Annotated in this window: 24 protein-coding genes; 7 read left to right on the top strand and 17 right to left on the bottom strand. The window is 73.8% G+C overall.

Going from position 1 to position 23,486, the window contains the following annotated elements; translation table 11 throughout:
• Window positions 1-113: 113 nt before the first annotated feature.
• From AB0761_RS17600 to AB0761_RS17615, 4 genes are all read right to left on the bottom strand, one after another.
• The gene (locus AB0761_RS17600) at window positions 114-1,106 is read right to left on the bottom strand and encodes a hypothetical protein (protein ID WP_377269989.1); all 993 of its coding nucleotides are present in this window, start codon (window positions 1,104-1,106) and stop codon (window positions 114-116) included.
• A gap of 9 nt (window positions 1,107-1,115) precedes the next feature.
• A complete protein-coding gene (locus AB0761_RS17605; RefSeq protein WP_377269990.1) occupies window positions 1,116-2,816 on the bottom strand; it encodes a threonine/serine exporter ThrE family protein in 1,701 nt (566 codons plus the stop codon).
• A gap of 144 nt (window positions 2,817-2,960) precedes the next feature.
• Window positions 2,961-4,022: a tetratricopeptide repeat protein gene (locus tag AB0761_RS17610; RefSeq protein ID WP_377269991.1), complete on the bottom strand. Its 1,062-nt coding sequence runs from the start codon at window positions 4,020-4,022 to the stop codon at window positions 2,961-2,963.
• Window positions 4,023-5,348: 1,326 nt separating this feature from the next.
• The gene (locus AB0761_RS17615) at window positions 5,349-7,235 is read right to left on the bottom strand and encodes an ATP-binding protein (RefSeq protein WP_377269992.1); all 1,887 of its coding nucleotides are present in this window, start codon (window positions 7,233-7,235) and stop codon (window positions 5,349-5,351) included.
• Window positions 7,236-7,521: 286 nt separating this feature from the next.
• Between AB0761_RS17615 and AB0761_RS17620 the strand changes: the two genes are divergently transcribed.
• Window positions 7,522-7,839 carry a hypothetical protein gene (locus AB0761_RS17620; protein ID WP_377269993.1) on the top strand — a complete coding sequence of 106 codons (318 nt, stop codon included), beginning with the start codon at window positions 7,522-7,524 and terminating at the stop codon, window positions 7,837-7,839.
• Between the two features lie 91 nt (window positions 7,840-7,930).
• On the opposite strand, the gene AB0761_RS17625 is transcribed toward AB0761_RS17620, so the two are convergent.
• Entirely contained in the window at window positions 7,931-8,215 is a 285-nt protein-coding gene (locus tag AB0761_RS17625) for a hypothetical protein (RefSeq protein ID WP_377269994.1), read from the bottom strand.
• A gap of 323 nt (window positions 8,216-8,538) precedes the next feature.
• On the opposite strand from AB0761_RS17625, the gene AB0761_RS17630 reads away from it, so the two are divergent.
• Window positions 8,539-9,270, top strand: a complete 732-nt coding sequence (locus tag AB0761_RS17630) for a VIT family protein (protein ID WP_377269995.1) — start codon at window positions 8,539-8,541, stop codon at window positions 9,268-9,270.
• Here AB0761_RS17630 and AB0761_RS17635 read toward each other — a convergent pair.
• Entirely contained in the window at window positions 9,231-9,932 is a 702-nt protein-coding gene (locus AB0761_RS17635) for an NADPH-dependent F420 reductase (RefSeq protein ID WP_377269996.1), read from the bottom strand. The genes AB0761_RS17630 and AB0761_RS17635 overlap by 40 nt on opposite strands.
• A gap of 180 nt (window positions 9,933-10,112) precedes the next feature.
• On the opposite strand from AB0761_RS17635, the gene AB0761_RS17640 reads away from it, so the two are divergent.
• A complete protein-coding gene (locus AB0761_RS17640) occupies window positions 10,113-10,340 on the top strand; it encodes a dodecin (protein WP_377274183.1) in 228 nt (75 codons plus the stop codon).
• 209 nt (window positions 10,341-10,549) lie between these two features.
• Here AB0761_RS17640 and AB0761_RS17645 read toward each other — a convergent pair whose 3' ends face one another.
• The 3 genes from AB0761_RS17645 to AB0761_RS17655 are packed head-to-tail and all read right to left on the bottom strand — an operon-like array spanning window position 10,550 to window position 12,523.
• Window positions 10,550-10,762 carry an acyl-CoA carboxylase subunit epsilon gene (locus tag AB0761_RS17645; RefSeq protein WP_377269997.1) on the bottom strand — a complete coding sequence of 71 codons (213 nt, stop codon included), beginning with the start codon at window positions 10,760-10,762 and terminating at the stop codon, window positions 10,550-10,552.
• Window positions 10,759-12,381 carry an acyl-CoA carboxylase subunit beta gene (locus AB0761_RS17650; protein WP_377269998.1) on the bottom strand — a complete coding sequence of 541 codons (1,623 nt, stop codon included), beginning with the start codon at window positions 12,379-12,381 and terminating at the stop codon, window positions 10,759-10,761. Before AB0761_RS17650 ends, AB0761_RS17645 begins: the two co-directional genes overlap by 4 nt.
• A 22-nt stretch (window positions 12,382-12,403) precedes the next feature.
• On the bottom strand, window positions 12,404-12,523 hold the full coding sequence (locus AB0761_RS17655) for a DUF6059 family protein (RefSeq protein WP_377269999.1): 120 nt from the start codon (window positions 12,521-12,523) through the stop codon (window positions 12,404-12,406).
• A 346-nt stretch (window positions 12,524-12,869) separates the two neighbouring features.
• Here AB0761_RS17655 and AB0761_RS17660 point away from each other — a divergent pair, with 346 nt between their 5' ends.
• Entirely contained in the window at window positions 12,870-13,322 is a 453-nt protein-coding gene (locus tag AB0761_RS17660; protein WP_377270000.1) for a nuclear transport factor 2 family protein, read from the top strand.
• Between the two features lie 218 nt (window positions 13,323-13,540).
• Here AB0761_RS17660 and AB0761_RS17665 read toward each other — a convergent pair whose 3' ends face one another.
• Genes AB0761_RS17665 through AB0761_RS17680 form a run of 4 tightly spaced genes read right to left on the bottom strand, consistent with a single transcriptional unit; the run spans window position 13,541 to window position 15,972 of the window.
• On the bottom strand, window positions 13,541-13,663 hold the full coding sequence (locus AB0761_RS17665; protein ID WP_377270001.1) for a hypothetical protein: 123 nt from the start codon (window positions 13,661-13,663) through the stop codon (window positions 13,541-13,543).
• Window positions 13,664-13,695: 32 nt separating this feature from the next.
• Complete coding sequence (locus AB0761_RS17670; RefSeq protein ID WP_377270002.1) at window positions 13,696-14,613, bottom strand: MBL fold metallo-hydrolase; 918 nt, start codon at window positions 14,611-14,613, stop codon at window positions 13,696-13,698.
• Complete coding sequence (locus tag AB0761_RS17675; protein WP_377270003.1) at window positions 14,610-15,143, bottom strand: flavin reductase family protein; 534 nt, start codon at window positions 15,141-15,143, stop codon at window positions 14,610-14,612. The genes AB0761_RS17670 and AB0761_RS17675 overlap by 4 nt, the downstream gene beginning before the upstream one ends.
• Window positions 15,144-15,186: 43 nt before the next feature.
• Complete coding sequence (locus tag AB0761_RS17680) at window positions 15,187-15,972, bottom strand: SDR family NAD(P)-dependent oxidoreductase (protein ID WP_377270004.1); 786 nt, start codon at window positions 15,970-15,972, stop codon at window positions 15,187-15,189.
• Between the two features lie 172 nt (window positions 15,973-16,144).
• Here AB0761_RS17680 and AB0761_RS17685 point away from each other — a divergent pair, with 172 nt between their 5' ends.
• Both AB0761_RS17685 and AB0761_RS17690 read left to right on the top strand, forming a co-directional pair.
• On the top strand, window positions 16,145-16,612 hold the full coding sequence (locus tag AB0761_RS17685; protein ID WP_377270005.1) for an SRPBCC family protein: 468 nt from the start codon (window positions 16,145-16,147) through the stop codon (window positions 16,610-16,612).
• A gap of 267 nt (window positions 16,613-16,879) precedes the next feature.
• Window positions 16,880-18,016 carry a hydrolase gene (locus AB0761_RS17690; RefSeq protein ID WP_377270006.1) on the top strand — a complete coding sequence of 379 codons (1,137 nt, stop codon included), beginning with the start codon at window positions 16,880-16,882 and terminating at the stop codon, window positions 18,014-18,016.
• Between the two features lie 8 nt (window positions 18,017-18,024).
• Here AB0761_RS17690 and AB0761_RS17695 read toward each other — a convergent pair whose 3' ends face one another.
• Window positions 18,025-19,113 carry a winged helix DNA-binding domain-containing protein gene (locus AB0761_RS17695; RefSeq protein WP_377270007.1) on the bottom strand — a complete coding sequence of 363 codons (1,089 nt, stop codon included), beginning with the start codon at window positions 19,111-19,113 and terminating at the stop codon, window positions 18,025-18,027.
• 685 nt (window positions 19,114-19,798) lie between these two features.
• Here AB0761_RS17695 and AB0761_RS17700 point away from each other — a divergent pair.
• On the top strand, window positions 19,799-20,998 hold the full coding sequence (locus AB0761_RS17700) for a cytochrome P450 (protein ID WP_377270008.1): 1,200 nt from the start codon (window positions 19,799-19,801) through the stop codon (window positions 20,996-20,998).
• Between the two features lie 203 nt (window positions 20,999-21,201).
• Here the strand turns inward: AB0761_RS17700 and AB0761_RS17705 are convergent, their stop codons facing one another.
• From AB0761_RS17705 to AB0761_RS17715, 3 genes are read right to left on the bottom strand one after another with little or no spacing between them, the layout of a single operon-like run.
• Complete coding sequence (locus AB0761_RS17705) at window positions 21,202-21,750, bottom strand: hypothetical protein (protein WP_377270009.1); 549 nt, start codon at window positions 21,748-21,750, stop codon at window positions 21,202-21,204.
• A gap of 19 nt (window positions 21,751-21,769) precedes the next feature.
• The gene (locus tag AB0761_RS17710) at window positions 21,770-23,020 is read right to left on the bottom strand and encodes an NAD(P)/FAD-dependent oxidoreductase (protein WP_377270010.1); all 1,251 of its coding nucleotides are present in this window, start codon (window positions 23,018-23,020) and stop codon (window positions 21,770-21,772) included.
• Window positions 23,020-23,343 carry a 2Fe-2S iron-sulfur cluster-binding protein gene (locus tag AB0761_RS17715; RefSeq protein ID WP_377270011.1) on the bottom strand — a complete coding sequence of 108 codons (324 nt, stop codon included), beginning with the start codon at window positions 23,341-23,343 and terminating at the stop codon, window positions 23,020-23,022. The genes AB0761_RS17710 and AB0761_RS17715 overlap by 1 nt, the downstream gene beginning before the upstream one ends.
• Window positions 23,344-23,486: the final 143 nt, after the last annotated feature.

The following is a 23,486-nucleotide window of genomic DNA, read 5'->3' on the forward strand; positions in this document are numbered from 1 at the left end:
GGCGGGTCCTGGCACCGGTGCTACGCCTGCGCGGCCGACCCGGTTCACCCGGGGCCCGGCGGATCCGCGGCAGCCGGCGGACGGTGGCGCGGCCCGGGCCCTCTCGGGAGCCCTCAGGCCTCCTCCGGGTCCGGCCGGCAGGGGGTGGGGCGGGGGCGGTGGGAGCGGCGGGGGCGGCCGGCGGTGATGGTGCGGCGCCGCGCGGCGGACAGGTCCCGGCGGACGGTGACGACGGGGTGCGGCAGCCGGGCCCCGGGGGCGCGGTCGGTGCGGCGGGCGGGGCCGCGGGCGTCCGCGGCGTCCAGGTGGGCGGTCACCCTGGCCGCCATGCGTTCGGCGACCCGGCGGGTGGCGGTGTGGTGCGGCGCCACCTTGTCGGGTGCCCCCGCGATCAGGTCGAAGAGCCAGGTACGGGCCCGGTCGGCGCGCCGGTGGAGGCGCCGTTCACGCCGTACGGCGCGGGCCATCCGCCGTGGCCGGCGGCGGTAGCGCCAGCGCGCCCACGGGCTGTGCGGGCGGCCCAGCCGGGCGGCGCCCACCCAGGACAGGCCCGGCACGATGGTGCCCAGCAGGCCGGTCCAGAGCTTGCCCTTGAGCAGGGTGATCACCGACATCAGGGCGTTGACGGAGAGGACCGCGGACAGGCCCCAGCGGGTGGATCCGCCGGGGACGACGCCCAGGGGCACATACCCGGTGAGCATCAGGCCGGTGATCAGGATCCCGATGATCACCGCGTCCACCGACTTGCGGCCCTGCTCGCTCCAGTAGACGTCCTCCAGGTGCAGGATCAGCGCGAACTCGTCCAGCACCAGCCCGCAGCCGATGCCGAAGAGCAGCCCGAAGACGTTCAGATGGGCGCCGCCGGTGGCGAAGGTGCCGAAGCCGCCGGCCAGCAGGAAGCCGAGCCCGAAGACGGCGTGGTGGATGTGGAGCCCGCCGGGGGTGATGTTGCCCGGCCACCAGCGCACCCCCCGTCTGATCATCCGCACGCTGAAGCGGATGAACAGGAACGACCCGATGAACCCCACCAGCAGCAGCATCAGCGGCTGCTTGCCCTGGTCCAGGACGTGGTGCCGGTAGCTGTGGGCGAGTTCCTGCCAGATCACGGGCCCACCTCAGAAACCACGGGTGCGCTTGGCCGCCGGACGCTGCCCGGCGGCGGTGCCCGCACCCACGCCGACCGGCAGCCGCATGAACAGCCGGGCCACCTCACCGCCCAGGTTCACCCCGACCGCGAGGGCCAGGGCCAGGGCCGCGGCCCGGCTGACGGCGACCAGCCCGTCGGAGGCGTCGCCCTGGGCCACCGAGAGCATGCCCAGATAGATCGCCGAGCCGGGCAGCAGCGGTCCCAGCGCCGCGGTGACATAGGGCAGCGCGGAGGCGTAGCGGTAGCGGGATGCGAGCTGGCCGAAGAGGCCGACCAGGCCGGCCGCCGCCCCGGTGGCGACCACCGGGGACACTCCGACGTCCGTGGTGAGCGCCCCGTACACCGCCCATCCGATGCCGCCGTTCAGGGTGACCAGCAGCAGGCTGCGGCGGTGGCTCTGCAGCATCACCGCGAACGCCAGGGTGAGCAGCATCGCCGCCAGCAGCTGCAGCGGCGGGTAGCTGTGCTGGAGCAGGCTCTGCTCGGGCCGCAGCTGGGCGCCGAACCGCACCCCGACATAGAGCACCAGCAGGACGCCGGTGATGATGCCGGCCACCAGATAGAGGACTTCGAGCAATCGGGCGGCGGCGGTGATGTAGAAGCCGGTGAGGCCGTCCTGCACGGCGGAGACCAGGGCCCGGCCGGGCAGCAGCGCGAACAGTCCACCGGTGATCACCACCGACCCGCGCAGCCCGGTGCCCGGACCGACCAGTGCGAGGAAGACGCCCATGCCGGCGGCCGGCATGGCGGCCACCACGAACTGGTAGAACTCCGGCAGCCCACGGCTGGCGACCAGCCAGGCGAGCCGGTCGCCGAGCAGGGCCGCGGTGGACGCGGCGGCGAAGACCAGCCAGGCCCTGGCGTCCAGTTGTCCGCCGACCAGCAGCGACGCGGCTCCGGCCAGGCCGCCGGCGCAGAGCGAGAGCAGCCAGCCGGGGTAGGGGTGGCGGTTGCGGCGGATCTCGGCGAGGCGGCGGTAGGCGTCGTTGACCCCGGCGCGCTCCGCCGTGATGTCGGCGACCAGGCGGTAGACGGCGGCCAGCCGGGTGTAGTCGGAGACGCGGCGGCGAACTGTGCGGTCGGCGGTGATCGGGGCGTCCACCAGCGAGGGCTGGTAGGAGATGGAGATCATGATGAAGGTGACCTGCGGCTCGCACCGGTCCAGGCCGTAGGCGTGGGTCACGCCCAGCATGGCGGCCTCGACGTCCTCCGCGCTCTCGCCGCTGGCCAGCAGCAGCTCGCCGATGCGCAGGCTGAGGTCGAGCACGCGCGGCACATTGGGACCGGCGGCGGCCTCGGGCCGGCCCTCGTGCGGGGTGCGCTCGAAGACGGGGCGCTCGGACATGGGGGTGCGCAGCAGGGTGCGCATCCGGTCCGGCCAGGGGGCCGCCCCGGGGGCGCCGACCTGCAGGGAGTGCACCGGTATCCCGGAGGGCGGGGTGTAGCCGACGGTCCGCCAGTCGTCGCCGCTGGACAGGGTCGGCTCGTCGACGGGGCCCAGCAGGCCCGCGGTGGGGGGCGCCTCGGAAGGGTGCGGGGGCTCGCCGCCGCGCTCCTGCTCCAGCTCCTGGTCCGCTTCCTGGATCTTCCGGCCCTCCCGGTCCGCCCGGTCCGCCGCCTCCGGCACTGCCTGCTCCTTGACGCTCCGGCGGGCGGGCCCGGCGGGCACGCGGTCACCGGTAGTGAACTCTTCCCCCACTCTGCCTGATCACCGGCGCTGATGCACATGTCCCGCAGGGCCCGGCGCGGCCCGCCTGCCCGCCCGCAGGGCGCGCCGGGGGCGGGGCCCTGCGGGCAGGTGGAGCCGACGGGGTCAGAGGCCGTAGCGCTCGACGGTGGCGAGGTGCGGGGCAGGGTCCTGACCGGCGGCCTTGGCGAGGTCGACCCAGGCGAGGGGGTGCGGCCAGGCGGCGGTGAGGCGGGCGAGGAGGCTGTCGGCCTCGGCGGCGGAGGATCTGGGCGGTACGCCGACGGCCGCATAGACGCCGGGCAGCGGCTCGCCGCCGGCCGGATCGGTGACCCGGTAGCCGTCGCCGCTGTAGACCCACACCCCGTAGCCCTGCTCCCGCAGGGTGTCGCGGAGTGTGATCCAGGCCTCCTGCCCGGGGCGGGCCCCGTCGATCCAGTAGGTGGTGAACCCGGCCGGGTCGAGCAGGGTGACCATGCCGAAGAGGGGGCGCCAGTTGCTCAGCTCCTCCTCCGACTCCGGCCGGGGTTCCAGCAGGCTGGGCTCGAAGACCACGGTGTCGCCGTGGTTGACGGGGACGTCGTCGCCGGTGACCGGCACGATGCGGGCGGTGGCGGGCCCGGTGCGGATGGCGGGGAGGTCGACGTGGGAGCCGCCGGCGGTGACGGCGCGGACGGTCACCACCTGCCACTCCTCGTCGATCGGGCCCTCGGCGGTGTCGAACTCCATGCCGAGCCGGCCCGCTGCGGCCCGCACCGCCGCCCAGTCGCGGTTGGCGGTGGCGGCGACCACCAGGCCCCACAGGTCGGAGCCCTGGACGGTGCGGTGCGCCTCCTCGGGGGTGGCGTCCGCATCGGGCAGGGCGTGCCGCAGGATCTCCTCGTAGAGCCGCTGGACGGCGGCGTGGTCGCCGAGTTCGGCGGCGGCGCGGGCCCACAGGCGGCGGGTGTTGATGCGGGTGGGGTCCGCGGCGATGATCGACGCGCACTCCTCGGCGACATCGCTCCAGCGGCCCTCCGCCTCGGCCCAGCGGGCGCGGGTCCAGGCGGCGTCGGCGGGCCGTCCGGCCGCGGTGAGGCGGTCGGCGAGGCGGCGTACGCCGTCGCCGTCCCCGGCCTCGATCAGCGCGGCGGCGAGCACCCCGGGCAGGTACTCGTCGTCCGGGTCGGCATCGAGGTGACTCCACATCAGATCGGCTGCGGAGCGGGCCAGTCCGAGAGCGCCCAGCAGATTGGCCAGCGAGACCCGCGAGTTCGCCGGAGGCCGGGCACTGCTCGGCGGCGGCCGCCATCAGGTCGAGGTCGGCCTCCACGTCGTGGACGGTGTGGAGCGTCCCGCCGGGGGCGGCCGGATCACCCTGCGGCTGCTCACCGCGTTCGACGAGCCATGCCGGCAGCTGCTCGGCGGGGACCGGCAGCCGGGCGGGCGGCAGCGCGTCGGCGGCGCTGCGCAGCCCGGCGACCTGCTCGGCGACGCCGTCGGTGCGGCGCAGCACGGCCAGTTTGCGCTCGGCGGTGTCGGCAAGCGCCCGGGCCACGGTGCGGGCGCCTCGGGCGACCGCGAGCCGCCCGGCCACCAGGACCAGGTCCAGGCAGGGGCGGTGGGAGCCGACGCCGTCGAGGTAGCCGGCCCAGCGGGCGAGCCTGGCGCCCAGCCGTGCGTCGTTGGGCACGGCGTCCAGCCGGGCCAGGAGTTCCATGGTGTCGGCCCAGCGGGCGCGCAGGTCGGCGTACTCCTCGGCGTCCTCGGCGGAGGGCAGCTGGGCCACCGCGTCGTCGGCGCGGCCGAGGGCGGCCAGGGCGCGGGCGCGGGCCAGGGCCAGGGAGCGGCGGTCGTCGTCGTCCAGTTCCAGACCGCGGGCGAGGTAGGCCTGCTGGGCCTCGTCGACCGCAGTGAGGACCTCCTCGTAGCGGCCCAGCAGATGGAGCGAACCGGCCCGGGCGAGGCCGAAGTTGAGCGAGGTGCGGTGGCCGGCGGCGAGCATCCGCGCGGCGGCGTCGTCCAGGTGTGCCAGGGCGTCGGCGGGGCGGCCGTCGTCCTCCAGGGCGTCGGAGTACTCCCGGGACAGGCAGTCGTAGCAGGCCCGGCTCGGCTCGATCCGCTCCAGCGTCTCGTCCAGTACGGCGATCCGCTCGGCGACATAGCCGGGGCCGTCGATACGGGCGTGGCAGATGGCGAAGTCCTGCACGGTGCAGACCGACTGGGGGCAGCCCGCGGTCTCCTCGCGGTGGGCGAACTCCAGCAGGGAGACCGCTTCGGTGAGGGCGGACTCGCCCTGCTGGCGCTTGTTGAGCAGGTTCTGCAGCCGCCAGTGGCGCAGATAGACCTCCACCCAGGGCAGGCCCAGGGCGCGGGCCGCGGCCAGTGCCTCGGGGTAGGCGGCGTCCAGCTGGGCGTTGCGTCCGTCGCTGGCGTGGCCGGGCACGTCGACCACGGCCTGGGCGAGGCGGTGGTGCCCGGCGTCGACCAGTTCGCCGTGGGTGTCGCGGACCCAGGCCCAGATGTCGGTGCTGCTCATACGGTGGCGTCCCCCAGGTTGTTGCCGGTGGTGGTGGCCGTGCCGGTGCCGGTAGCGGTGGCCGTGGCCGTGCCGGTGGCGGTGAGCGCCGCGACGGCGTCGCCGAGGCCGGCGAGCGCCGCGGTGAGGTCGCCGCGGCTCTCCCCCGAGGCCGCGGTCATGATCACCTTCATGGAGCGCAGCAGCCCCGCCGCGGTCGAGGTGCCCGGGTGGCCGTCGCGGTAGGCGTCCAGCAGATGCCGTACGGCCGGGCTGTCCAGGTTGAGGTAGAGCCTGGCCGTGACCGTGCCGTCGGTGCGGGCGGTGAAGGCCCGGGCGAGGCGCAGTGCGGCGCCGGGGATCCGGGCGTCGGCGCGGTCGTCCTCGATCCGCTGCTTCAGCTCGGCCTCCCGGTCCGGGACCAGCACCAGCGGCAGTTCGGCGGGGGCGAAGCGGGCCGGGGTGAGCTGCTCGCCGTCGTCGGCGAGGGCCGCGGAGAGCCAGGCCGTCTCGTCGGCGGCGAGCGGCCGGCCGGCGTCGCGGAAGAGCGCCCGGTTGCCGTCCTCGCTGCCCAGCTCGACCACCCGGCAGCCGCGCAGCTGCCCGTAGCGGCGCAGGAAGGGCAGCACGGCGTACCGGTCGCCGCGGGCGATCGGCAGCTGCATGGCGCGGTAGAGCATCTCCTCGAAGCCGCCGGAGGAGCCCAGGGCGATGTGCAGGGTGCCCCCGCCGGCGGCGCGCAGCGCACCCGCGGTGAGGTCGCCCTGGGAGGTGGGGACGGGCACGTCGTCGGCGAGCAGGGTGAACAGCCGGTCGTCGCAGAGGGCGGCGCCCAGCAGCTCCTGGCCGTGGCGGGCCAGGATCCGGCGCCAGGCGGCGGGATGCAGTCTGGCGGTCTCGTAGAGGCCGTCGACGATGGCGTCGGCGAGGGCGGACTGCACGGCCCGGTAGTGGTCGTCGCGCTGGAGGTCCTCGCGGCTGGCGGTGGGGGTGAGGCGGGTGGACTCCACGACGCCGCCGATGAATCCCGCCCAGCGGGGCAGCAGGTCGCGGGCGTCCTCGCAGAGCAGCATGCCGCGCAGATAGACGGCCAGGTCCCGGTTGTCGCTGGAGCCGTAGGTGGCGCCGTCCTGGACCCAGAGCAGGCCCGTGGCGTCGGAGTCGCCGCGCGGCGCGGCCGGGAAGGCGGCCAGCGGCTCGAAACGGCGGCCGAAGCGGGCGGCGAACCCCATCCTGGCGGTGTGGAGGTCCTCGGGCACGGGGTCGGCGCGCCAGGGGACGGGCACCGCGTTGAGCGGTTCGGGCTCGTCGCCGAGATGGACCGCGACGGGCAGCAGGACGCAGTAGCGGGTGAGGACGTCGCGCAGCACCTCCTCGTCGGCGATCCGGGCGTGCTCGGCCTTCAGCCGCAGCTCGACCAGGGTGCCGGTGGTGCGGGCCGGGACGGGCTCGACGCTGTACTGCTCACCGCCGACGGAGCGGTAGCGGTGGCCCCGGCCGGGCTCGCGGTGCGAGGTGGTGGTGACGGTGACCTCGTCGGCGACGGCGAAGGCGGAGAGGAAGCCCAGGCCGAACGCGCCGATCAGCTCGTCGCTGCCGGTGACCTCGCGCAGCAGCCGGGTGTAGCCGGTGCCCACGGTCGCGAGGTAGGCGTGGATCTCGGGCTCGGTGAGCCCGGCGCCGTCGTCCTCCACGGAGACGGTGCCGCGGACGGTGTCACCGCGGACGGTGATCCGTCCGCCGCTGCGCCGTTCCGGGTCCTCCAGACGGCGGCGGGTGATGGAGTCGTGGCCGTTCTGCACGAGTTCGCGCAGGGCGACCAGCGGGGTGGAGTACAGGTGCGACGCAAGCACCGTGACAAGGCCACCGAGGTCCACCTCGGTGGCACGCAGGCCCTGGGACATGGGGCCACAGTGTGCCAGTACGACAAGCGGGTGACCAGCGGATTCGGGACCGGCCGGGGACGGGGCCGAAGATCCGGTCCACAGTCGGACGCCGCGTCAGAAAAGGTGGTCCATAGGGGTTTTGGGAGCAGCTTGTGACGCTATCGAGGGAATTGCCACCCGGTGCACGGTTCCTGGGCGGCTCCGTGGTGAACGCTGGTGGTGCGACGCCGGAAGCGGCGGGAACCGGGGCAGCCACCCGGCCCGCCGGTCATCGACCACCACCGTCACAGCAGAGGGAGATCGCGTGTCCCGCATCCGCGCACTCACAGCGCTCGCCGTCCTCGCCGCCTTCGCCGTCGCCGGCGTGGGCACCGCCCAGGCCGCAGGCTCCTCGCACACCGGCAGGTCCTCGAACGGCAGCGTCGTGGTCAGCACCGGCTCCGGCAACCTGGTCGGCCGGGTCCACGGCAACGCCAACGGCTCACAGCAGACCGCGACCGGCACCCGGGGCTCCAGCCAGAACAACACCTCGGCCGCGGCGGGCCACTCCGGCAAGCTCACCGCGCTCCAGGGCAACGGCAACCTCGACGACTTCTTCTACAACCCTGCCGCACCACGCTGAGAAGCACGGCACAACGAGGGGGCGCACCGGATCACCGGTGCGCCCCCTCGGTTGCGTCTGCTGCGGCTGCGCCCCGGAGCGGGGCCGGAGGTCAGGCGGCCTCGGAGACGTCCGCCGCGCCTGGCGCGGCGGCCTGCCCCGGGATCTCCGCCACGGACAGCGCGTCCACACCCCCCGAGTCGTGCCGGACCACAACGAAGGCGTCCAGCGCCGGGTCGTAGTGGTCATGGTGCGGCAGCCCGGTGAGCTGCGCCTCCTGGTGGGCACGGGCGGACGCCTTGGCCGCGGGCGCGTCACCGGGGTACCTGGCCACCACCGTGCCCCCACCCGGCGGGCAGAGTCGGCAGCAGGAGGTGTCGGCGGTGACGGAGGCCATGGTCGTGCTCCTTCTCGGTGTCGTACGGGACGACCGGACCGGTGACGGTGGTTCCGCCGGCCCGGGCTCGCGGTGCGTCCGCGGCACCCGACGGCGTCCTGTACTGAGCGTGCAGCGTACAGAAGACTGCCCCGGTGAAGGGAGCGATCCACCGGTGGGCACGCGAACGGCCGAATGCCGCCCGGATCGGTCCCGTACCGGAAGGACCGCCGGGGCGTACCACCGGAGAGTGACCGGGATCACTTGTGCGCGGATCGAGCGGAGTGCCACCCGGCCCGGCAGGCCGCCCCCGTCGCCGGACGTCGCCGGTGCACACTCGTACGGTGGACCAGCCGCCCCAAGATCCGCCGCCCGAGCACACCGAACCGCACCAGGCGGGCGGCCTCGGCACCCGGCTGAACTGGCTGCGGGCCGCCGTCCTCGGCGCCAACGACGGGGTGGTCTCCACCGCCGGGCTGGTGGTCGGCGTCGCCGGCGCCACCGACTCGCGCTCCGCGCTGCTCACCGCGGGCCTGGCCGGGCTGCTCGCCGGTTCGCTGTCGATGGCCGCCGGGGAGTATGTGTCGGTGAGCACCCAGCGCGACTCCGAGCGGGCCGCGCTCGCTGTGGAGCGCCGGGAACTGCTCCAGGAGCCCGAGGCGGAGCTGGCGGAACTGACCGCGATGTACCGGGCCAAGGGCCTCACCCCGGAGCTGGCCCGGGCCGTGGCGATCCAGCTGACCACGCACGACGCCTTGGGCGCCCACGCCGAGACGGAGCTGGGCATCGACCCGGACGAACTCACCGACCCCTGGCACGCCGCCCTGGCCAGCTTCGCGGCGTTCACCGCCGGGGCGCTGCTGCCGCTGCTGGCGATCGTGCTGCCGCCCCCCGCCACCCGGCTGTGGATCACCGTCGCCTCGGTACTGGCGGCACTGGCCGCCTGCGGCTGGGCCAGCGCCAGGATGGGCGGAGCCCGGCCGCGGCCGGCCGTACTGCGCACCATGGCCGGCGGCGGTCTGGCGATGGCCGTCACCTACGGGGCGGGCACCCTGCTGGGCTTCGCCGGGGTCTGACCCCCGCGGGCCGCGGTGTCGGGGTGGGTGCGGTCGGCGACCCGCAGCAGTGCCGCGATCTCGTCGGCCGACAGCTCGACGCCGTAGACCTTGGTGCCGGGCTGGTGCTTGCGGCCGCCCTGCCGCAGGAACCCGGCGTCCACCGGGTCGAAGCCCATGTCCCGGATCAGCCCGGCCACCACGGCCTTGGCCTCCTCGTCGGCACCGGAGAGCGGGATGCCCAGCCGGTCGGGGTCGCCTTTGGGGCGGCCGCGGTCCCGCAGGTTCTCCCAGAAGATCGCGTTGAACGCCTTGACCAGGTCGGCGTCGCCCAGATGGTCCCGGATCCGCTCGCTGGAGGTGACCACTCCGGAGTCGAGCTCCGGGTCGTTGCCGTCGCGCTCCGGGTAGTAGTTGCAGGTGTCGACCACGACCTTGCCCTCCAGGCCCCCGGTCGGCAGCTCCCGGTAGCGCCCGTAGGGAATGGCGACCACCACCACCTGGCCGAAGGCCACCGCCTCCTCGGCGGTCACCGCCCGGGCGCCGCCGCCCACCTCCGCCACCAGCTCCCGCAGGGTCTCCGGCCCCCGGGAGTTGCTGATCACCACGTCGTGCCCGATCCGGACGAACTGCCGAGCCAGCGTGCCACCGATGTGCCCGGCCCCGATGATCCCGATCCGCATGTGCGTTCCTCTCCTCGTCGGCCTGTGCAGCCCTGTGCCTCGGCCGCTGGCGGTGCCCCTCCGGGCGGCGGCCAAACCCGCCGCCGTCGCTGCCGCCCGACCGGCCCACCGGCCTCGCGGGCCGGGCCCCCGTGCGCGACCGTGGACGGACCGCACCCGCACGAGACGCTGGAGCACGCCATGCCCGACCACACCTACCGGGTGACCGAGATCGTCGGCTCCTCGCACGAGGGAGTCGACGCCGCCGTACGCAACGCCGTTGCCCGGGCCTCCGAGACGCTGCGCCACCTGGACTGGTTCGAGGTGGTCCAGGTGCGGGGGCACATCGAGAACGGCCGGATCGAGCACTACCAGGTCGGCGTCAAAGTGGGCTTCCGCCTGGAGGCGGGCGACTCGGTCGGCGGCTGACCGCCCGCGGGCCGGAACGCCGGGGCAGCCCCGCCCGGCCGGGCGCACCGCCGGGGTGTGGGGGCGGCCCGCCGTCGATGCGGGGGCCTCTCGCACGGCTTCCCCGCACCCCGGGCGGAGCCCGGCCGGGCGGGGCTGCCCCGGTTCGGCGGTACGGATGCCTGGGCGGCATCACCGTGGGCCCGCGGTCCGCTCCAGGGGCCCGCGGACTAGGCCGTACGGTGCCAGCTGGGCAGGGTCGGGGTGGACCAGGAGCCCGCCGGCTCCCGGGAGGTCGTGGCCCAGGCGGCGCGCCGGGGGCCGGTGAGCGGCCCGGTCCCGGCCGGCGGGCGGGACAGCAGCACGGCGGCGACCACGGCCAGCTCCTCGGGTGTGGGACTGCCCCGCTCGACCCGGAACAGCACCGGCGCCGGCGCGCTCACTGGGGCTGGTTCCCGTGCTTGCGGCTGGGCAGCGGAGCCGCCTTGGTGCGCAGCATCGCCAGGGCGCCGATCAGCCGGCTCCGGGTGTCCGCAGGGTCGATGACATCGTCCACCAGGCCCCGCTCCGCGGCGTAGTACGGGTGCATCAGCTCGTCCTTGTACTGCTTCACCAGCTGTTCCCGGGTCACCTCCGGCTCGTCGGAGGCGGCGATCTGGCGGCGGAAGACCACATTGGCGGCGCCCTCGGCGCCCATCACCGCGATCTCGTTGGTGGGCCAGGCCAGTGCCAGGTCGGTGCCGATGGAGCGGGAGTCCATGACGATGTAGGCGCCGCCGTAGGCCTTGCGCAGCACCACCGAGACCCGGGGCACGGTGGCGTTGCAGTATGCGTACAGCAGCTTGGCGCCGTGCCGGATGACGCCGCCGTGCTCCTGGTCCACACCGGGCAGGAAGCCGGGTACGTCGACCAGGGTGACCAGCGGGATGTTGAAGGCGTCGCAGAGCTGCACGAAGCGGGCGGCCTTCTCGGAGGCGTGGATGTCCAGCACTCCGGCCAGCACGGACGGCTGGTTGGCCACCATGCCCACGACCTGTCCGCCGAGCCGGGTCAGTGCGCAGAGGACATTGCCTGCCCACTGCTCGTGGACCTCGAAGAACTCGCCGTCGTCGGTGATCTCACGGAGGACCGCCCGCATGTCGTAGGCGCGGCCGGGGTCGGCCGGCACCAGCTGGAGCAGCGCCTCGCAGCGCCGGTCGACCGGGTCCGCGACGGGTTCGGCGGGCGGCATCTCCCGGTTGTTGGCGGGCAGCATCGACAGCAGATAGCGCAGGTCGAGCAGGCAGCTCTCCTCGTCGTCGTAGGCGGCGTGGGCCGCCCCGGAGACGGAGGCGTGCACATCGGCGCCGCCCAGTCCGTTCTGGCTGATCGCCTCTCCGGTGACCGCCTGGACCACGTCCGGGCCGGTGATGAACATCTGCGAGGTGCCGCGCACCATCAGCACGAAGTCGGTGAGCGCCGGGGAGTAGGCGGCGCCGCCCGCGCAGGGGCCCAGCATCACCGAGATCTGCGGGATCACCCCGGAGTTGCGGACGTTCCGGCTGAAGATGCCGCCGTAGCCGGCGAGCGCGGTGACGCCCTCCTGGATCCGGGCGCCCGCACCGTCGCAGAGGCCCACGATGGGGCAGCCGGTGGCGGCGGCCATGTCCATGATCTTCTGGATCTTCTGGGCATGGGCCTCGCCCAGCGCCCCACCGAAGATACGGAAGTCATGGGCGTAGACAAAGACCTGACGGCCGTCCACCAGACCCCAGCCGGTGACCACACCGTCGGTGTGGGGGCGCTTGTGCTCCAGTCCGAAGCCGGTCGCCCGGTGCCTCCGCAACCCCTCGACCTCGGTGAAGGTGCCAGGGTCGAAGAGCAGGTCGAGGCGCTCACGGGCTGTCAGCTTGCCTTTGGCGTGCTGGGCCTCGGTGGCCCGCTCACCGGGACCGCGCAGCACCTCGGCGCGCAGTTCTGCGAGCTCCGCGGCCCGCTCGGCGGTGCCCGGGGGCGTGGCGAGGTCGAGTTCGGCCTCGTGCTCCAGGAGCAGTGCCGCGGGGCTGTCGTCCATGATGGTCATCTGCGTCCTCCTGTTGCGTGCATCAGCGGCGGCCCTGGGGTGCGAGCTGCCGCAGCAGTGCCAGTTCCTCGCTGCTGAGCGGCAGTTCGGGGCAGAGCCGCTCGGGGTGTGCGGCCGGCGGCCCGTACGGCAGCGGCAGCACCGGCGGGGCGTAGCCCAGCTCCCGGTACCGGTCCAGGGCCTCGGCCTGTCTGGCCGCCAGATGGATCGATTCCGCCGAGCGTCATCAGGCCCTGGCTCAGGGGTCTGAGGCAGTAGCGGATGACGGCGTCACGGATCCGTCGCAGTGGGGGCATGTGTCCGTCCTCCTTCCGCCGGCGGGGAGAGCCCGGGGAGCAGCGAGGATGCGAGCGGTCCCTTGAGCCCTGGTGGACCGCCGCACCGGTGCCGCCACGACCCGGCCTCCAGTGCGGCTGTGGGCGGCGGCCGCAGGGTGGGGGCATCCGTGCCACCGCCCGGGTGGCCGGCAGTCGTCGAGGGGAGTCGCCGTGACTCAGGCGGTCCAGTCAGTGAGCAGCGAGGTCACCGGAGACCTCTACGCGGAGGTGCGGACGTTCTACGCCCGCCAGATGCGCCGGGTGGACGCCCTGGACATCGAGGGTTTCGCGGACACCTTCACCGAGGACGGCGTGGTGGTGCACGCCAATGGCGCACGTGCCGAGGGCCGGGCCGAGATGGTGGCCGGGATGTACCGGAACAAGCCGCGCTACCGGGACATCGCGGTGCGGCACTGGTTCGACCACCTGCTGATCGAGCCGGTCGAGGGCGCCGAGGAGGGCGAACTGCGGGTCTCCTACTACTCGCTGGTCACGCTGGCCGACCGGGAGGGGCGGCTGACCTTCGAGCCGACCTTCACGGTGGAGGACGTCCTGGTGCGGCGGGGCGGCCGGCTGCTGACCCGGGAGCGGGTGATCCACCGCGATCTGCCGGTGGAGTTCTGACCCCGCCGAGGGCGGGAGCACACGGCGGTGCGGCCGGGGCGGACCCCGGCCGCACCGCCGCTTGCGGTCCCGGCCGGGTGCACCGCCCGGCGGGCCGTGAACCATCCAGGGGCGCGGGGAACCGTCCAGGGGCGCGGGGAACCGCGCGAGGGGCCCCCGGGAGAAGGCTGCTCGCGCGGTTCCCCGCGTCCCCGGACGTACGGTGCCGCCCGCGGCGGTCAGTCGATTCCGCGGCAGATGTTGCCCTCGCCCGCGTCGTCGTCCTCGCCGGGGAACCGCAGTGCGGGCCATGCGCCCCTGCTGTCGTCCCAGAGCATGTACTCCCTCGGTGCGTTGATCATCGCCTCCTCCTCTCCCTCTCCGCTCCACCGGATCAGGCGTGGCAGTCCGGCAGTCCTCCGTGGTACTCGACCATCTCCCTGAACGACGCCGCCACATCGAGCCGGGCACCCGGCGGCAGCCCCTGGAGTTCCGCACAGGCACGGTGCAGATTGCCCACCAGGCGCTCGCCGTCCAGCCATTCCCCGTACGGGCCCGGGTCCGCGACGCGGGCCGTCTGCAGCGGTGTGCGGCCGGCTTCGAGGCCCTCCGCGGCGAGCCGGCGCAGCCAGCGCAGATACGCCTCGGTGGCGTCCAGCACCTCCGGGCCGCCCACCGCGCCATGGCCGGCGACGACGACCTCGGGGCCGAGGGCGCGGAGCTGCTGGAGTGCCCGCAGCGAGCCGCTGACCGAGCCCATCAGCACATAGGGGGTGACGCCGGACCAGGCCACGTCCCCGGTGAACAGCACCTTGCGCTCCGGTACCCAGGCCACCGTGTCGTCGGCGGTGTGCGCCGGACCCACCTGGAGCAGCTCGACGGTCAGCCCGCCGGTCCGCAGGGTGAGCCGGTCGCGGAAGGTGAGGTCGGGCAGCGCCAGTACGGTCTCGCCCCACTCCACGCCCGGCCACAGGCTGCACAGGCCGAGGCCGGACTCCGCCATGTCGGAGCGGGTGCCCTCGGCCGCGACCACGGTGGCCCGCGGGGTGAAGTGCGAGTTGCCGAAGACATGGTCGCCGTGGAAATGGGTGTTGACCACGATGTCCGGGCCGCCGGGGGCGATCCGCTCCACCTCGGCGCGCAGCCGGCGGGCCCGCGCCTCGGTCGCGGCGGTGTCGATCAGCACGGACCGGCCGCCGTCGGCGACCAGACCCGCGTTGTTGAGGCACCAGCCGCCGGGCGGCTGCTCAAAGGCGTACACGCCGTCGGCGACCGGCCGCAGCCGGGTCTGCGGGGGTGCTGCGGTGGTCACGCCGCCTCCCGGACGTAGGGCAGACGGGCATAGCGGCCGCGGTGGAAGAGCAGCGGGCGGGCGTCGGCGGGTCCGTGGTGGAGCGCGACGACCCGGCCGATGAGCAGCACATGGTCGCCGGCCTCCACCTGCTCCTCCAGCAGGCACTCGAACCCGGCCGCCGCGCTGGGCACCACGGCGTTGCCGGTGACGCCCTCGACGGCGCGCAGCCGCTGCATGGCGATGCCGCCCTCGGGGCGGTCGGGGCGGGCGAACTCGGTGGAGAGGTCCTGCTGCTCCTCGGCGAGCACGCTGACCGCGAAGCTGCCGGCGGCCGCGATCCGCGGGCGCATCCGCCCGCTCTTCTTGACGGAGACCAGCAGCAGCAGCGGTTCCAGCGAGACCGAGGTCAGGCTGTTGAGGGTCATCACGATGGCCTCGTTGCCGCTGCCCTGGGTCAGCAGGGTGACCCCGGTGGGGAAGACCCCCATCGCTGCGCGGAAGTCGGCGGCACCCGGCTCGGCGAGCAGGGCCTGGGCGGTGTCGGTCATGGTGCGGGCTCCATCTCTCGGCTGATCGCTCCGGTCGGCCTCATCAGTAGTTGCCGAGCCCGCCGCAGACATTGAGCGCCTGGGCGGTGATCGAGGCGGCAGTGTCGCTGACCAGGTAGCCGACCAGGCCGGCCACCTCCTCGGGGGTGGAGTAGCGGCCCAGCGGGATCTTCGCCTCGAACTTCTCCAGGACGTCCTGCTCGGTGACACCCCAGTGCCCGGCGTAGCCCTGGCGGACGCGCTGCGCCATGGGCGTCTCCACATAGCCGGGGCACACGGCGTTCACCGTGACGCCGGTCTTGGCGAGCTCGATCCCCACGGCCTTGGTGAAGCCGACCACGCCGTGCTTGGACGCCGAGTAGGGGGCGGCGAGCGCGACGCCCTGCTTGCCGCCCGTGGAGGCGATGCTGATGACCCGGCCCCAGCCGTTGGCCAGCATCCTTCCGGTGGACAGCACCTCCTTGGTGACCCGGAAGACACTGTTGAGGTTGGTGTCGATGACGTCCAGCCAGAGCGACTCCTCCAGCTCCGCGGTCACCCCGCCGCCGCCCCGGCCGGCGTTGTTGACCAGGATGTCGATCCGTCCGTACCGCGCCACCGCGGCGGCGACCGCGGCGCTGACCTGGCCGGTGTCGGAGACGTCGGCGGTGGTGCCGTCGACCTCCAGGCCCTCCTCGCGCAGCCGCTTCACCAGTGCGGCGACGTCCTCGGCGCCGCGTGCCACGCCGAAGACCGCGATGCCCTGCCGGGCCAGCAGCTCGGTCACGGCAAGGCCGATCCCGCTGGTGGCGCCGGTGACGAAGGCGATCCGTCGTCCCGTGTCTGTCATCAGGCTCTCCCGTCGAGCGTGTGTGCCCTGGCATGAACGGCGACGACCGTGCGCCTCGGACCTTGCGCGGTTCTGGACTCCGGCTGGATCCGGGGGCGTTCCAGGGCGCCTCGACGCGGTGTCGAGGCCGCGGGGCCAGGGTGTGCCGGTCAGCGAGCAGCGAGGAGGGGCCATGCCCGAGCAGTCGATCCCGGACGTACGGAAGTCGGTGACCGTGGCGGGCACGCCCGAGCACTGCTTCACGGTGTTCACCGAGCGCCCCGCGGACTGGTGGCCGCCGTCCCACATCCTGGTGAAGAAGGAGCGCGCCGGCCTGGCCTTCGAGCCCGGCGTCGGCGGCCGCTACTACGAGTGGGACGTCGACGGCACCGAGATCGCCTGGGGCCGGGTGCTGACCTGGGAGCCGCCGTACCGGCTCTCGATGACCTGGCGGATCGACGGCCACTGGCAGTCGATCCCCGACGACGAGCGGGCGAGCGAGATCGAGGTGGAGTTCATCGCGGTCGACGAGAACACCACCCGGGTGGAGCTGGCGCACGTCAAGCTGCACAAGCACGGTGAGGGCGCGCAGGGCATCTTCCGGGCGCTGGACGGCCCGAGCCCGGGCGAGACCCTGGAGCGCTTCGCCAAGGCGCTCTGAGCAGTCTCCCGAAGGGCCCGCGCGGTACGGCGCGGGCCCTTCGGCGCATCTGCGGTACGGGGTGCGGATGCCCCGGGGCGGCGGCCGGCCCGGCGTCAGGATCGACGTCCGCGGCGAGGGACCGGCCGTGTGGTTGCCCGCGCCCGCCGAGGGGTGCGCGGCCAGGGTGTCCAGCAGTGGTGCAGCGCCCTTCGAGCGACACCCGTCACGCTCCTTCGGGCCACCGGAGGCCCGACATCACAGGAGGTCAACAGGATGCCTGCCGTCATGCAACAGGAGACCGGGTCGCTGGACACCGGCATACGGGACAGCGGACTGGCCGAGGCCGCGGAGCAGGTGGCGGCGCTCGCCGCCCGGCACGCCGCCGAGGCGGACGCCACCCGCAGGCTCGACTCCGAGGTCGTCGACGCAGTACGGAAGGCCGGCTTCGCACGGCACTTCGTCGCCGCGGTCTTCGGCGGCGCCGAGGGCGGCTTCGACGAGCTGACCCGGGCGGTCGTCAGGGTCGGTGCCGCTTGCCCGGCCACCGCGTGGTGCGCCTCGCTCAGCGCCTTCTCCGCCCGGTTCGCCTCCCATCTGCCCGCCGAGGGCCACCGTGCGATCTGGGGCGTGAGCCCGGACGTGGTGGTGGCGACCGCGCTGATGCCGGCCGGCCGGGCCGCCGCGGTCGACGGCGGCTGGCGGCTGAACGGGCGGTGGAGCTATGTGAGCGGGATCGACTTCGCCGACTGGGCGCTGGTCTGCGCGGCGGTGGCCGGGGCTCCGGAGGGCCCGCCTCAGCTGCGCTTCTTCGCCCTGCCCAAGGGTTCCTGCACCGTTGTGGAGACCTGGGACAGCATCGGGATGCGGGCAACCGGCAGCCACACCGTGGTGGTGGAGGACCAGCTGGTGCCCGGGCACCTGTCCTTCGACCGGGCGGACATGCTGTCGGGCCGCAACGCCACCTCGGGGGTCTCCGCGCACAATGTGCCGTTCCAGGCCGTCGGCGGGCTGACCTTCATCGCGCCGGTGGTCGGCGCGGCGGTCGGTGCCCTGGCGGCGACCGCCGACGCGCTCCGCGGCAGGCGGCGCACCCAGGCCGCCGAGCTGGCCGTGGTGCGGGCCTCGGGCCGGATAGACGCGGCCCGGCACCTGGTCGCCGACAACGCCGCGGTGCTGGACGGACGGCTCTTCACGCCCGAGCACATGGCCCGCAACGAGCGCAATGCCACCTTCGCCGCCGAGGCCGCCACCGAGGCGGTGGGTCTGCTGGTCCGCAGTGCCGGCACCGGTGGTCTCGGCGAGAGCCATGCCCTGCAGCGCTTCTGGCGGGACATCACCTCGGCGGCCAGCCATGTCGCCCTGCAGTACGACACCGCGGCCCGGAAGAACTACTCGGCGGTGCTGCTCGGCCCGGAGTCCTAGGGTTTCCGTCAGGCGAAGGCCGGGCCGGCCGCCGTACGGTCGGGGACGAGGAAGGCGAGCAGTCGCTCCGCCTCCTCCATGACCGCCGCGGCGTCCGGCTCCGACAGCGGCCGGAACGGCGTGAGCAGCAGTGTCGACCCCTTGATCGCCCAGGTGCCCTGGACGAAGCCGTCGACCAGGAAGGTGGGCCGGACCGCGGACAGGCCGGGCATGACCTGTTTGCGGTCCTGGTCGTCGATCACCCGGCTGCGGTCGGCATGGCCGAGCACGAGATTGTCGAAGGGCGGCAGGAACCGGACCGGGGCAGGCAGGTCGGGGGCGGCGAGCAGCCCGTCGGGGATGTCGAAGAGCTCCCGGCCCCGCTCGTCGTGGAAGACCCGGAGCTGCGGCCGCATACGGTCGACCAGCTCGCCCAGCCGGGTGAGGCCGCACCACGCCTGGAGGTCCTTGACGCCGGCCGGCCCGAAGGCGGCCAGATAGCGGCGGACCATGGTCTCCGCCCGGGGTGACTCCTGCAGAGGGCGGCCGGTCCATTCCTCGGCCAGAACGCAGGGGACGGTGCTTCGGTTGCCCCATGCGCCCCAGATGCCGCTGGGCGGTGGATGCAGCAGGGCGACCAGGAAGTGCGCGGTTCCGCCGAGCGCGCCGGCGCTGCGGCCGGGGAAGCGCTCGGCAAGCAGCCGGCCCAGCTGCGGACGGGTGAGAGTCCGGCCTGCGAGCAGGTCCCGGGCGGCGTCGGCGACGGCTGTCGGATCCAGTCCGGCGATCTCCTTGCCGAAGCCCTGTCGCGGTGCGCGGTCGAGCACAGGCTGGACCAGCGGCCGCAGCAGGCTGAAGTCCTCTGCGGCGGTGAGGTGCTGCGTGGTGCGCAGCAGTGCACCACGTACCACGCTGCGTCCGTGCAGCAGGGCCGTGAGGTCCGCATGCTCGAAATCCGCGATCCGGGTCCACAGCCCCACGTAGGGCGCGTTGCACTCCTGTCCCTGGAGGGCGACCAGATGCCCGATCATCTCCTGGGCGCTGTGGCGGCCACGTGTCAGCAGGTGCTGCCGCAGCAGCAGGGTCCGGTTGAGCACCTGGCGGGAGAGCACGGACATGCCGGCCCCTTCTCGTCGTCGGCGGGCGGCGCCCGGCGCGATGCCGGGTGCGTCGGCCGCCTCTGGTCCTCGGCCGGTTGTCGGACAGCCTCACCGGCACGGTGCCGGTGAAGTCACCCTTCTCCAGGGAGACGAGGGCGGGCGGCGCCCGACCCGGCCCCCCTTCGACCACGGTGTGCGGGAAGACTACGCGCCCCTCCTGAAGCCGGCGGCCGAACCGCTCGGTCCAGGCGCTGCTGTCCCGCGGGTCGTATGAGCCGGTGAAGCCGCGAACGGTCACAACCCGGCGGATGACGGGTCGCCTCCCTGCACGCCGCCATCGAACGGCTGCCCCGGCACGACACCGGACCGGCGTGCGCACGCCCCCGACAGCATCGAGTGGCTCGCCTCGCTCATCACCGGGCTCGACGTCGACTTCGAGGGGCAGTCACCACCCGGGCTGACCGAACCGTGCGCGGGGTCGCCCCCACATCCTCCGCGGCCTCGGCGGCTCGGCGACGGCCGGCGGGTGGGAACGGCCGCTCCAGACGAGGGCGACCCTTGCTCCAGCCGCTGTTCCTACGGTGCTGGGTGACCGTGGCCGGCAGCCCCCCTGGCCCGGCCGGGTGGGTGCAGCGTCCGCGCCCCCCACCCCCGGTGGCGGCGATATCGGAGGTGCCTCTTGCCTGCTCCCCATGAGACAGACGTGTTCCCGTTCCCCGGGTCCTCCTACCAAGGACCCGCACCGCAGTACGCCGAGCTGCGCCGGTGCCCTCAGTCGGTGGTGAAGGTCCCCACCGCCGGAGGTGTCGACACCTGGCTCGTGACCCGGTACGAAGACGTCCGTGAGGCCTTCGCCGACCCGCGGATCAGCCGGGCGGCGGCGTGCGGCGAAGCCGCTCCCCGGGTCGGCGGCTCCATGCACACCACCCCTGAAATGATCATCTCGATGGACTCGGTCGAGCACTCCCGGTTGCGCAAGCTGGTGGCCGGCGCCTTCACCGTCCGCCGGGTGGAGCAGATGCGGCCACGGATCAAAGCGGTGGTCGACGAGCTGCTGGACGAGATGGCCGAGAAGGGGCCGACCGTCGACCTGGTGCAGCAGCTGGCGCTGCCGCTGCCGCTCACCGTCATCGGGGAGCTGCTCGGGGTGCCGCGCCAGGACCTGCAGACCTTCGAGCGCTGGGCGCGGGCCTTCGCCACGGTGGACGACCGGGCCGGTGGCGCCGCCTCGTTGGAGGGCCTGGCCAAGCTCAGCGAGTACATCGTGGGCCTGGTCGCGGACAAGCGCGCCAAGCCCACCGACGACATGCTGTCGGAGCTGATCGCGGCCCGCGACGACAACGACCGGCTGAGCGAGCAGGAGCTGGTGACCTTCGGCTTCACCCTGATCGGCGCCGGCTTCGACACCACGGCCAACCAGCTCGCCAACTCGGTGCTGGCACTGGTCTCGGACCACCGGGACCAGTGGGACCTGCTGGTGGAGCAGCCCGAACGGATCCCGGTGGCGGTCGAGGAACTGCTGCGCCACGTCAACCTCTTCGCCACCGACACCACGGGCTTCCCCCGGGTCGCCATCGAGGACCTGGAGCTCGGCGGGGCGAAGATCTCGGCGGGTGACGCCGTGGTGATCGCTCTGGCCTCGGCCAACCGGGACGACGCGGTCTTCGAGGAGCCCGACCGGCTGGACGTCACCCGCGGCCACAACCCGCACATCTCCTTCGGCCACGGCATCCACCACTGCCTCGGCAAGAGCCTGGGCCGGCTGGAGATGCAGCTGGCCCTGGAGGGCCTGGTGCAGCGGTTCCCCGATCTGCGGCTGGCGGTGCCCGCCTCCGAGCTTCCCTGGCACATCGGCGAGATCAACCACACCCTGACCAGTCTGCCGGTCACCTGGGGCAGCTGACGGCAGGTCGCAGACGCCTCCACGGCGGTGCGGGCCCGGGTCTCCCGGGCCCGCACCGCCGTCTCTGTGTATTCCGCACCCCCGCACCCCCGCGCCGCTGTCCGCGCACGGGCACGGGCACGGGCACGCAGGGGTGCGGGCGACCGGAAACGCCCGTGTCCGCCCCCGGAGGGGCGGACACGGGCGTGGGAGGTGGGCGCGGGTCAGTCGGTGCCGGAGACCCAGGTGCCGACGGTGGTCACCGTGACCGGACCTATGTAGCTGGCGTCACCAGGGTTGGCCAGCACAAAGGCATCGGCGTGGCTGCTGAGGTGGTGCCCGCGGACCTTGCCCATGTGGATGGCCTGGACCATGCCGGGGATGGCGCCGCCCTCCGCTGCTCCTCCATGGGTGATGTACATCACGAAGGAGCCGTTGGGGTCGGTGTCCCAGAAGCCCGTGGCCGCGTACAGCGGTCCGCCGTCGACGTCCGGCGGGCCCTCCGCGTTGAGGGTGTGGTCGGGGTGGAAGTGGAAGATCGGCGTGGTGACCGAGGGTCCCTGGGGGGCCCACACCGTGACGGTGAGGTCCCAGGTCCCGGTCAGCGTTCTCTCGGGTGCGGCCGAGGCTCTGCTCGGGGCGACACCGAAGCCGAAGCCGACCAGCAGCGCCATCAGAGCCAGCAGTCCGCCCAGGACCCGGGGCGCGGTGGCCCTGCGGCGGGCGGGGGCGACACTGGGCGCCGTCTCGTTCCGTTCGCTCTGCTCTTGCATGGGCATACCTTTCGTCTCGTCAGACTGGTTGTGCTGTACGGTTTTTGAGGTCGAAGCCGGGAGCGGCGACCTCCTCCGGAGTGAGATCGGGGCCGGCGGTCAGCAGCCGGCGGGCGATGCCGTGGTCGGCGGGCCGGTTGACCGACTCCACCCCCACCAGGCGTCCGCGCCGGAAGCAGAAGACGGAGAACCGCCCCTGCTCCGGGTCGCCGGCGGTCACGGCCTCGTCATGGCCGGCGGTGATGCCGGCGATCTGCAGCCGCAGGGTGAACTGCTGCGACCAGAACCAGGGGAGCGCGCGGTACGGGGCGGGCTCACCGCAGATCACAGCGGCGACGGTGCGCGCCTGGTCGGAGGCGTTCTGCACCGACTCCAGCCGCAGCGGGCGGCCCGCGTGCACGCTGGGGAACCGGGCGCAGTCGCCGACGGCGTGGATCGCCGGGTCACTGGTCCGCAGCTGCTCGTCGACCAGGACGCCGTCCCCGACGTTCAGGCCGGCCTCCACCGCGAGCCCCACATTGGGCAGCACCCCGATGCCGACCACCACCAGGTCGGCGGGCAGCCGAGTGCCGCCGTCCAGCTCCACCACCTGCACGGGTCCGTCGCCGGTGCCCGCGCCGTGCAGCGCGACCACCTCACGGCGCAGCAGCAGCTCGGTGCCCCGGCTGCGGTGCTCGGCGGCCAGCCAGTCGGACATCACGGGGCTGACGGCGCGGGCCAGCACTCGCGGCAGGGCCTCCACCACGGTCGGGCAGTGGCCCAGCTCCCGGGCGGTGGCCGCGACCTCCAGGCCGATGAAGCCGGCGCCCACCACCACCACCTGAAGCGGCCGTTCCGCACCGGCGAGCTGCTGCCGCAGCGCCTCGGCGTCGTCCAGGCCGCGCAGGACGAGCACACCGGGCCGCTGGGCACCGGGCACGGGCAGTGCGCGGGGGCGGGCGCCGGTGGCCAGCACCAGGGTGTCGTACGGCAGCGTGCGACCGGAGTCGAGCAGCAGTGTGCACAGCTCGCGGTCGATCTTCACCGCGCGGTCTCCGCGCAGCAGCTCGATCCGCTGGTCGGAGTAGAACGACGCCGGGCGCAGCTCCAGTTCCTCCTGCCCCACCGTCCCCGTCTGGTAGGCCTTGGACAGCGGCGGCCGCTGATAGGGCAGCCAGGGCTCCTCGCCGACCAGGGTGATGCGGCCGTCGAAGCCGCGACTGCGCAGCGCCGCCGCGGTCTCGGAACCGGCCTGTCCCGCGCCGACGATCACGACCGACCGGGCCGCCATCAGGACTGCCGCTCCGGGAGGTGGACCACGAGGCCGTCCAGCGCGTCGGAGATCTGGAGCTGGCAGCTGAGCCGGCTGCTGTCCCGGCGGGGGCTGGCGGTGCCGTAGAGCACCTCGTCCTCGTCGTCGGCCATCTCCGGCAGCCGCACCGTGCAGGCCTCGTCGATGTAGACATGGCAGGTGCCGCACTGGGCGGAGCCGCCGCACTGGGCCTCGATGCCCTCAAGGTTGTTGATCTTCGCGCCGCGCATGACGGTGTTGGGCGCCGGTACCTCAAGAACGGTCTCGGTGCCGTTCGGGTGCTTGTAGGTGATCCTGGCCATGGCCCCCTCCTTCTGGAACGTCAGCCGGCTCGAACGACAGGGACTGTGGCAACGCGGCCTAGCGACACCCTGGAGCGGTCCTGGATACGGCGGGCCCCGGCGGCGTCGACCCCAGCGGTCCGCGAGCGGCCGTCCACCCGGGC

It is taken from the genome of Peterkaempfera podocarpi, assembly GCF_042466665.1.
Classification (GTDB): domain Bacteria; phylum Actinomycetota; class Actinomycetes; order Streptomycetales; family Streptomycetaceae; genus Peterkaempfera; species Peterkaempfera podocarpi.

Bases quoted from the DNA above. Each gene is read 5' to 3' on its own strand.
- AB0761_RS17610 (WP_377269991.1), bottom strand. From the start codon at position 4,022: ATGTGGAGTCACCTCGATGCCGACCCGGACGACGAGTACCTGCCCGGG.
- AB0761_RS17615 (WP_377269992.1), bottom strand. From the start codon at position 7,235: ATGTCCCAGGGCCTGCGTGCCACCGAGGTGGACCTCGGTGGCCTTGTC.
- AB0761_RS17625 (WP_377269994.1), bottom strand. From the start codon at position 8,215: ATGGCCTCCGTCACCGCCGACACCTCCTGCTGCCGACTCTGCCCGCCG.
- AB0761_RS17635 (WP_377269996.1), bottom strand. From the start codon at position 9,932: ATGCGGATCGGGATCATCGGGGCCGGGCACATCGGTGGCACGCTGGCT.
- AB0761_RS17640 (WP_377274183.1), top strand. From the start codon at position 10,113: ATGCCCGACCACACCTACCGGGTGACCGAGATCGTCGGCTCCTCGCAC.
- AB0761_RS17650 (WP_377269998.1), bottom strand. From the start codon at position 12,381: ATGACCATCATGGACGACAGCCCCGCGGCACTGCTCCTGGAGCACGAG.
- AB0761_RS17665 (WP_377270001.1), bottom strand. From the start codon at position 13,663: ATGATCAACGCACCGAGGGAGTACATGCTCTGGGACGACAGCAGGGGC.
- AB0761_RS17675 (WP_377270003.1), bottom strand. From the start codon at position 15,143: ATGACCGACACCGCCCAGGCCCTGCTCGCCGAGCCGGGTGCCGCCGAC.
- AB0761_RS17680 (WP_377270004.1), bottom strand. From the start codon at position 15,972: ATGACAGACACGGGACGACGGATCGCCTTCGTCACCGGCGCCACCAGC.
- AB0761_RS17685 (WP_377270005.1), top strand. From the start codon at position 16,145: ATGCCCGAGCAGTCGATCCCGGACGTACGGAAGTCGGTGACCGTGGCG.
- AB0761_RS17690 (WP_377270006.1), top strand. From the start codon at position 16,880: ATGCAACAGGAGACCGGGTCGCTGGACACCGGCATACGGGACAGCGGA.
- AB0761_RS17695 (WP_377270007.1), bottom strand. From the start codon at position 19,113: ATGTCCGTGCTCTCCCGCCAGGTGCTCAACCGGACCCTGCTGCTGCGG.
- AB0761_RS17705 (WP_377270009.1), bottom strand. From the start codon at position 21,750: ATGCAAGAGCAGAGCGAACGGAACGAGACGGCGCCCAGTGTCGCCCCC.
- AB0761_RS17710 (WP_377270010.1), bottom strand. From the start codon at position 23,020: ATGGCGGCCCGGTCGGTCGTGATCGTCGGCGCGGGACAGGCCGGTTCC.
- AB0761_RS17715 (WP_377270011.1), bottom strand. From the start codon at position 23,343: ATGGCCAGGATCACCTACAAGCACCCGAACGGCACCGAGACCGTTCTT.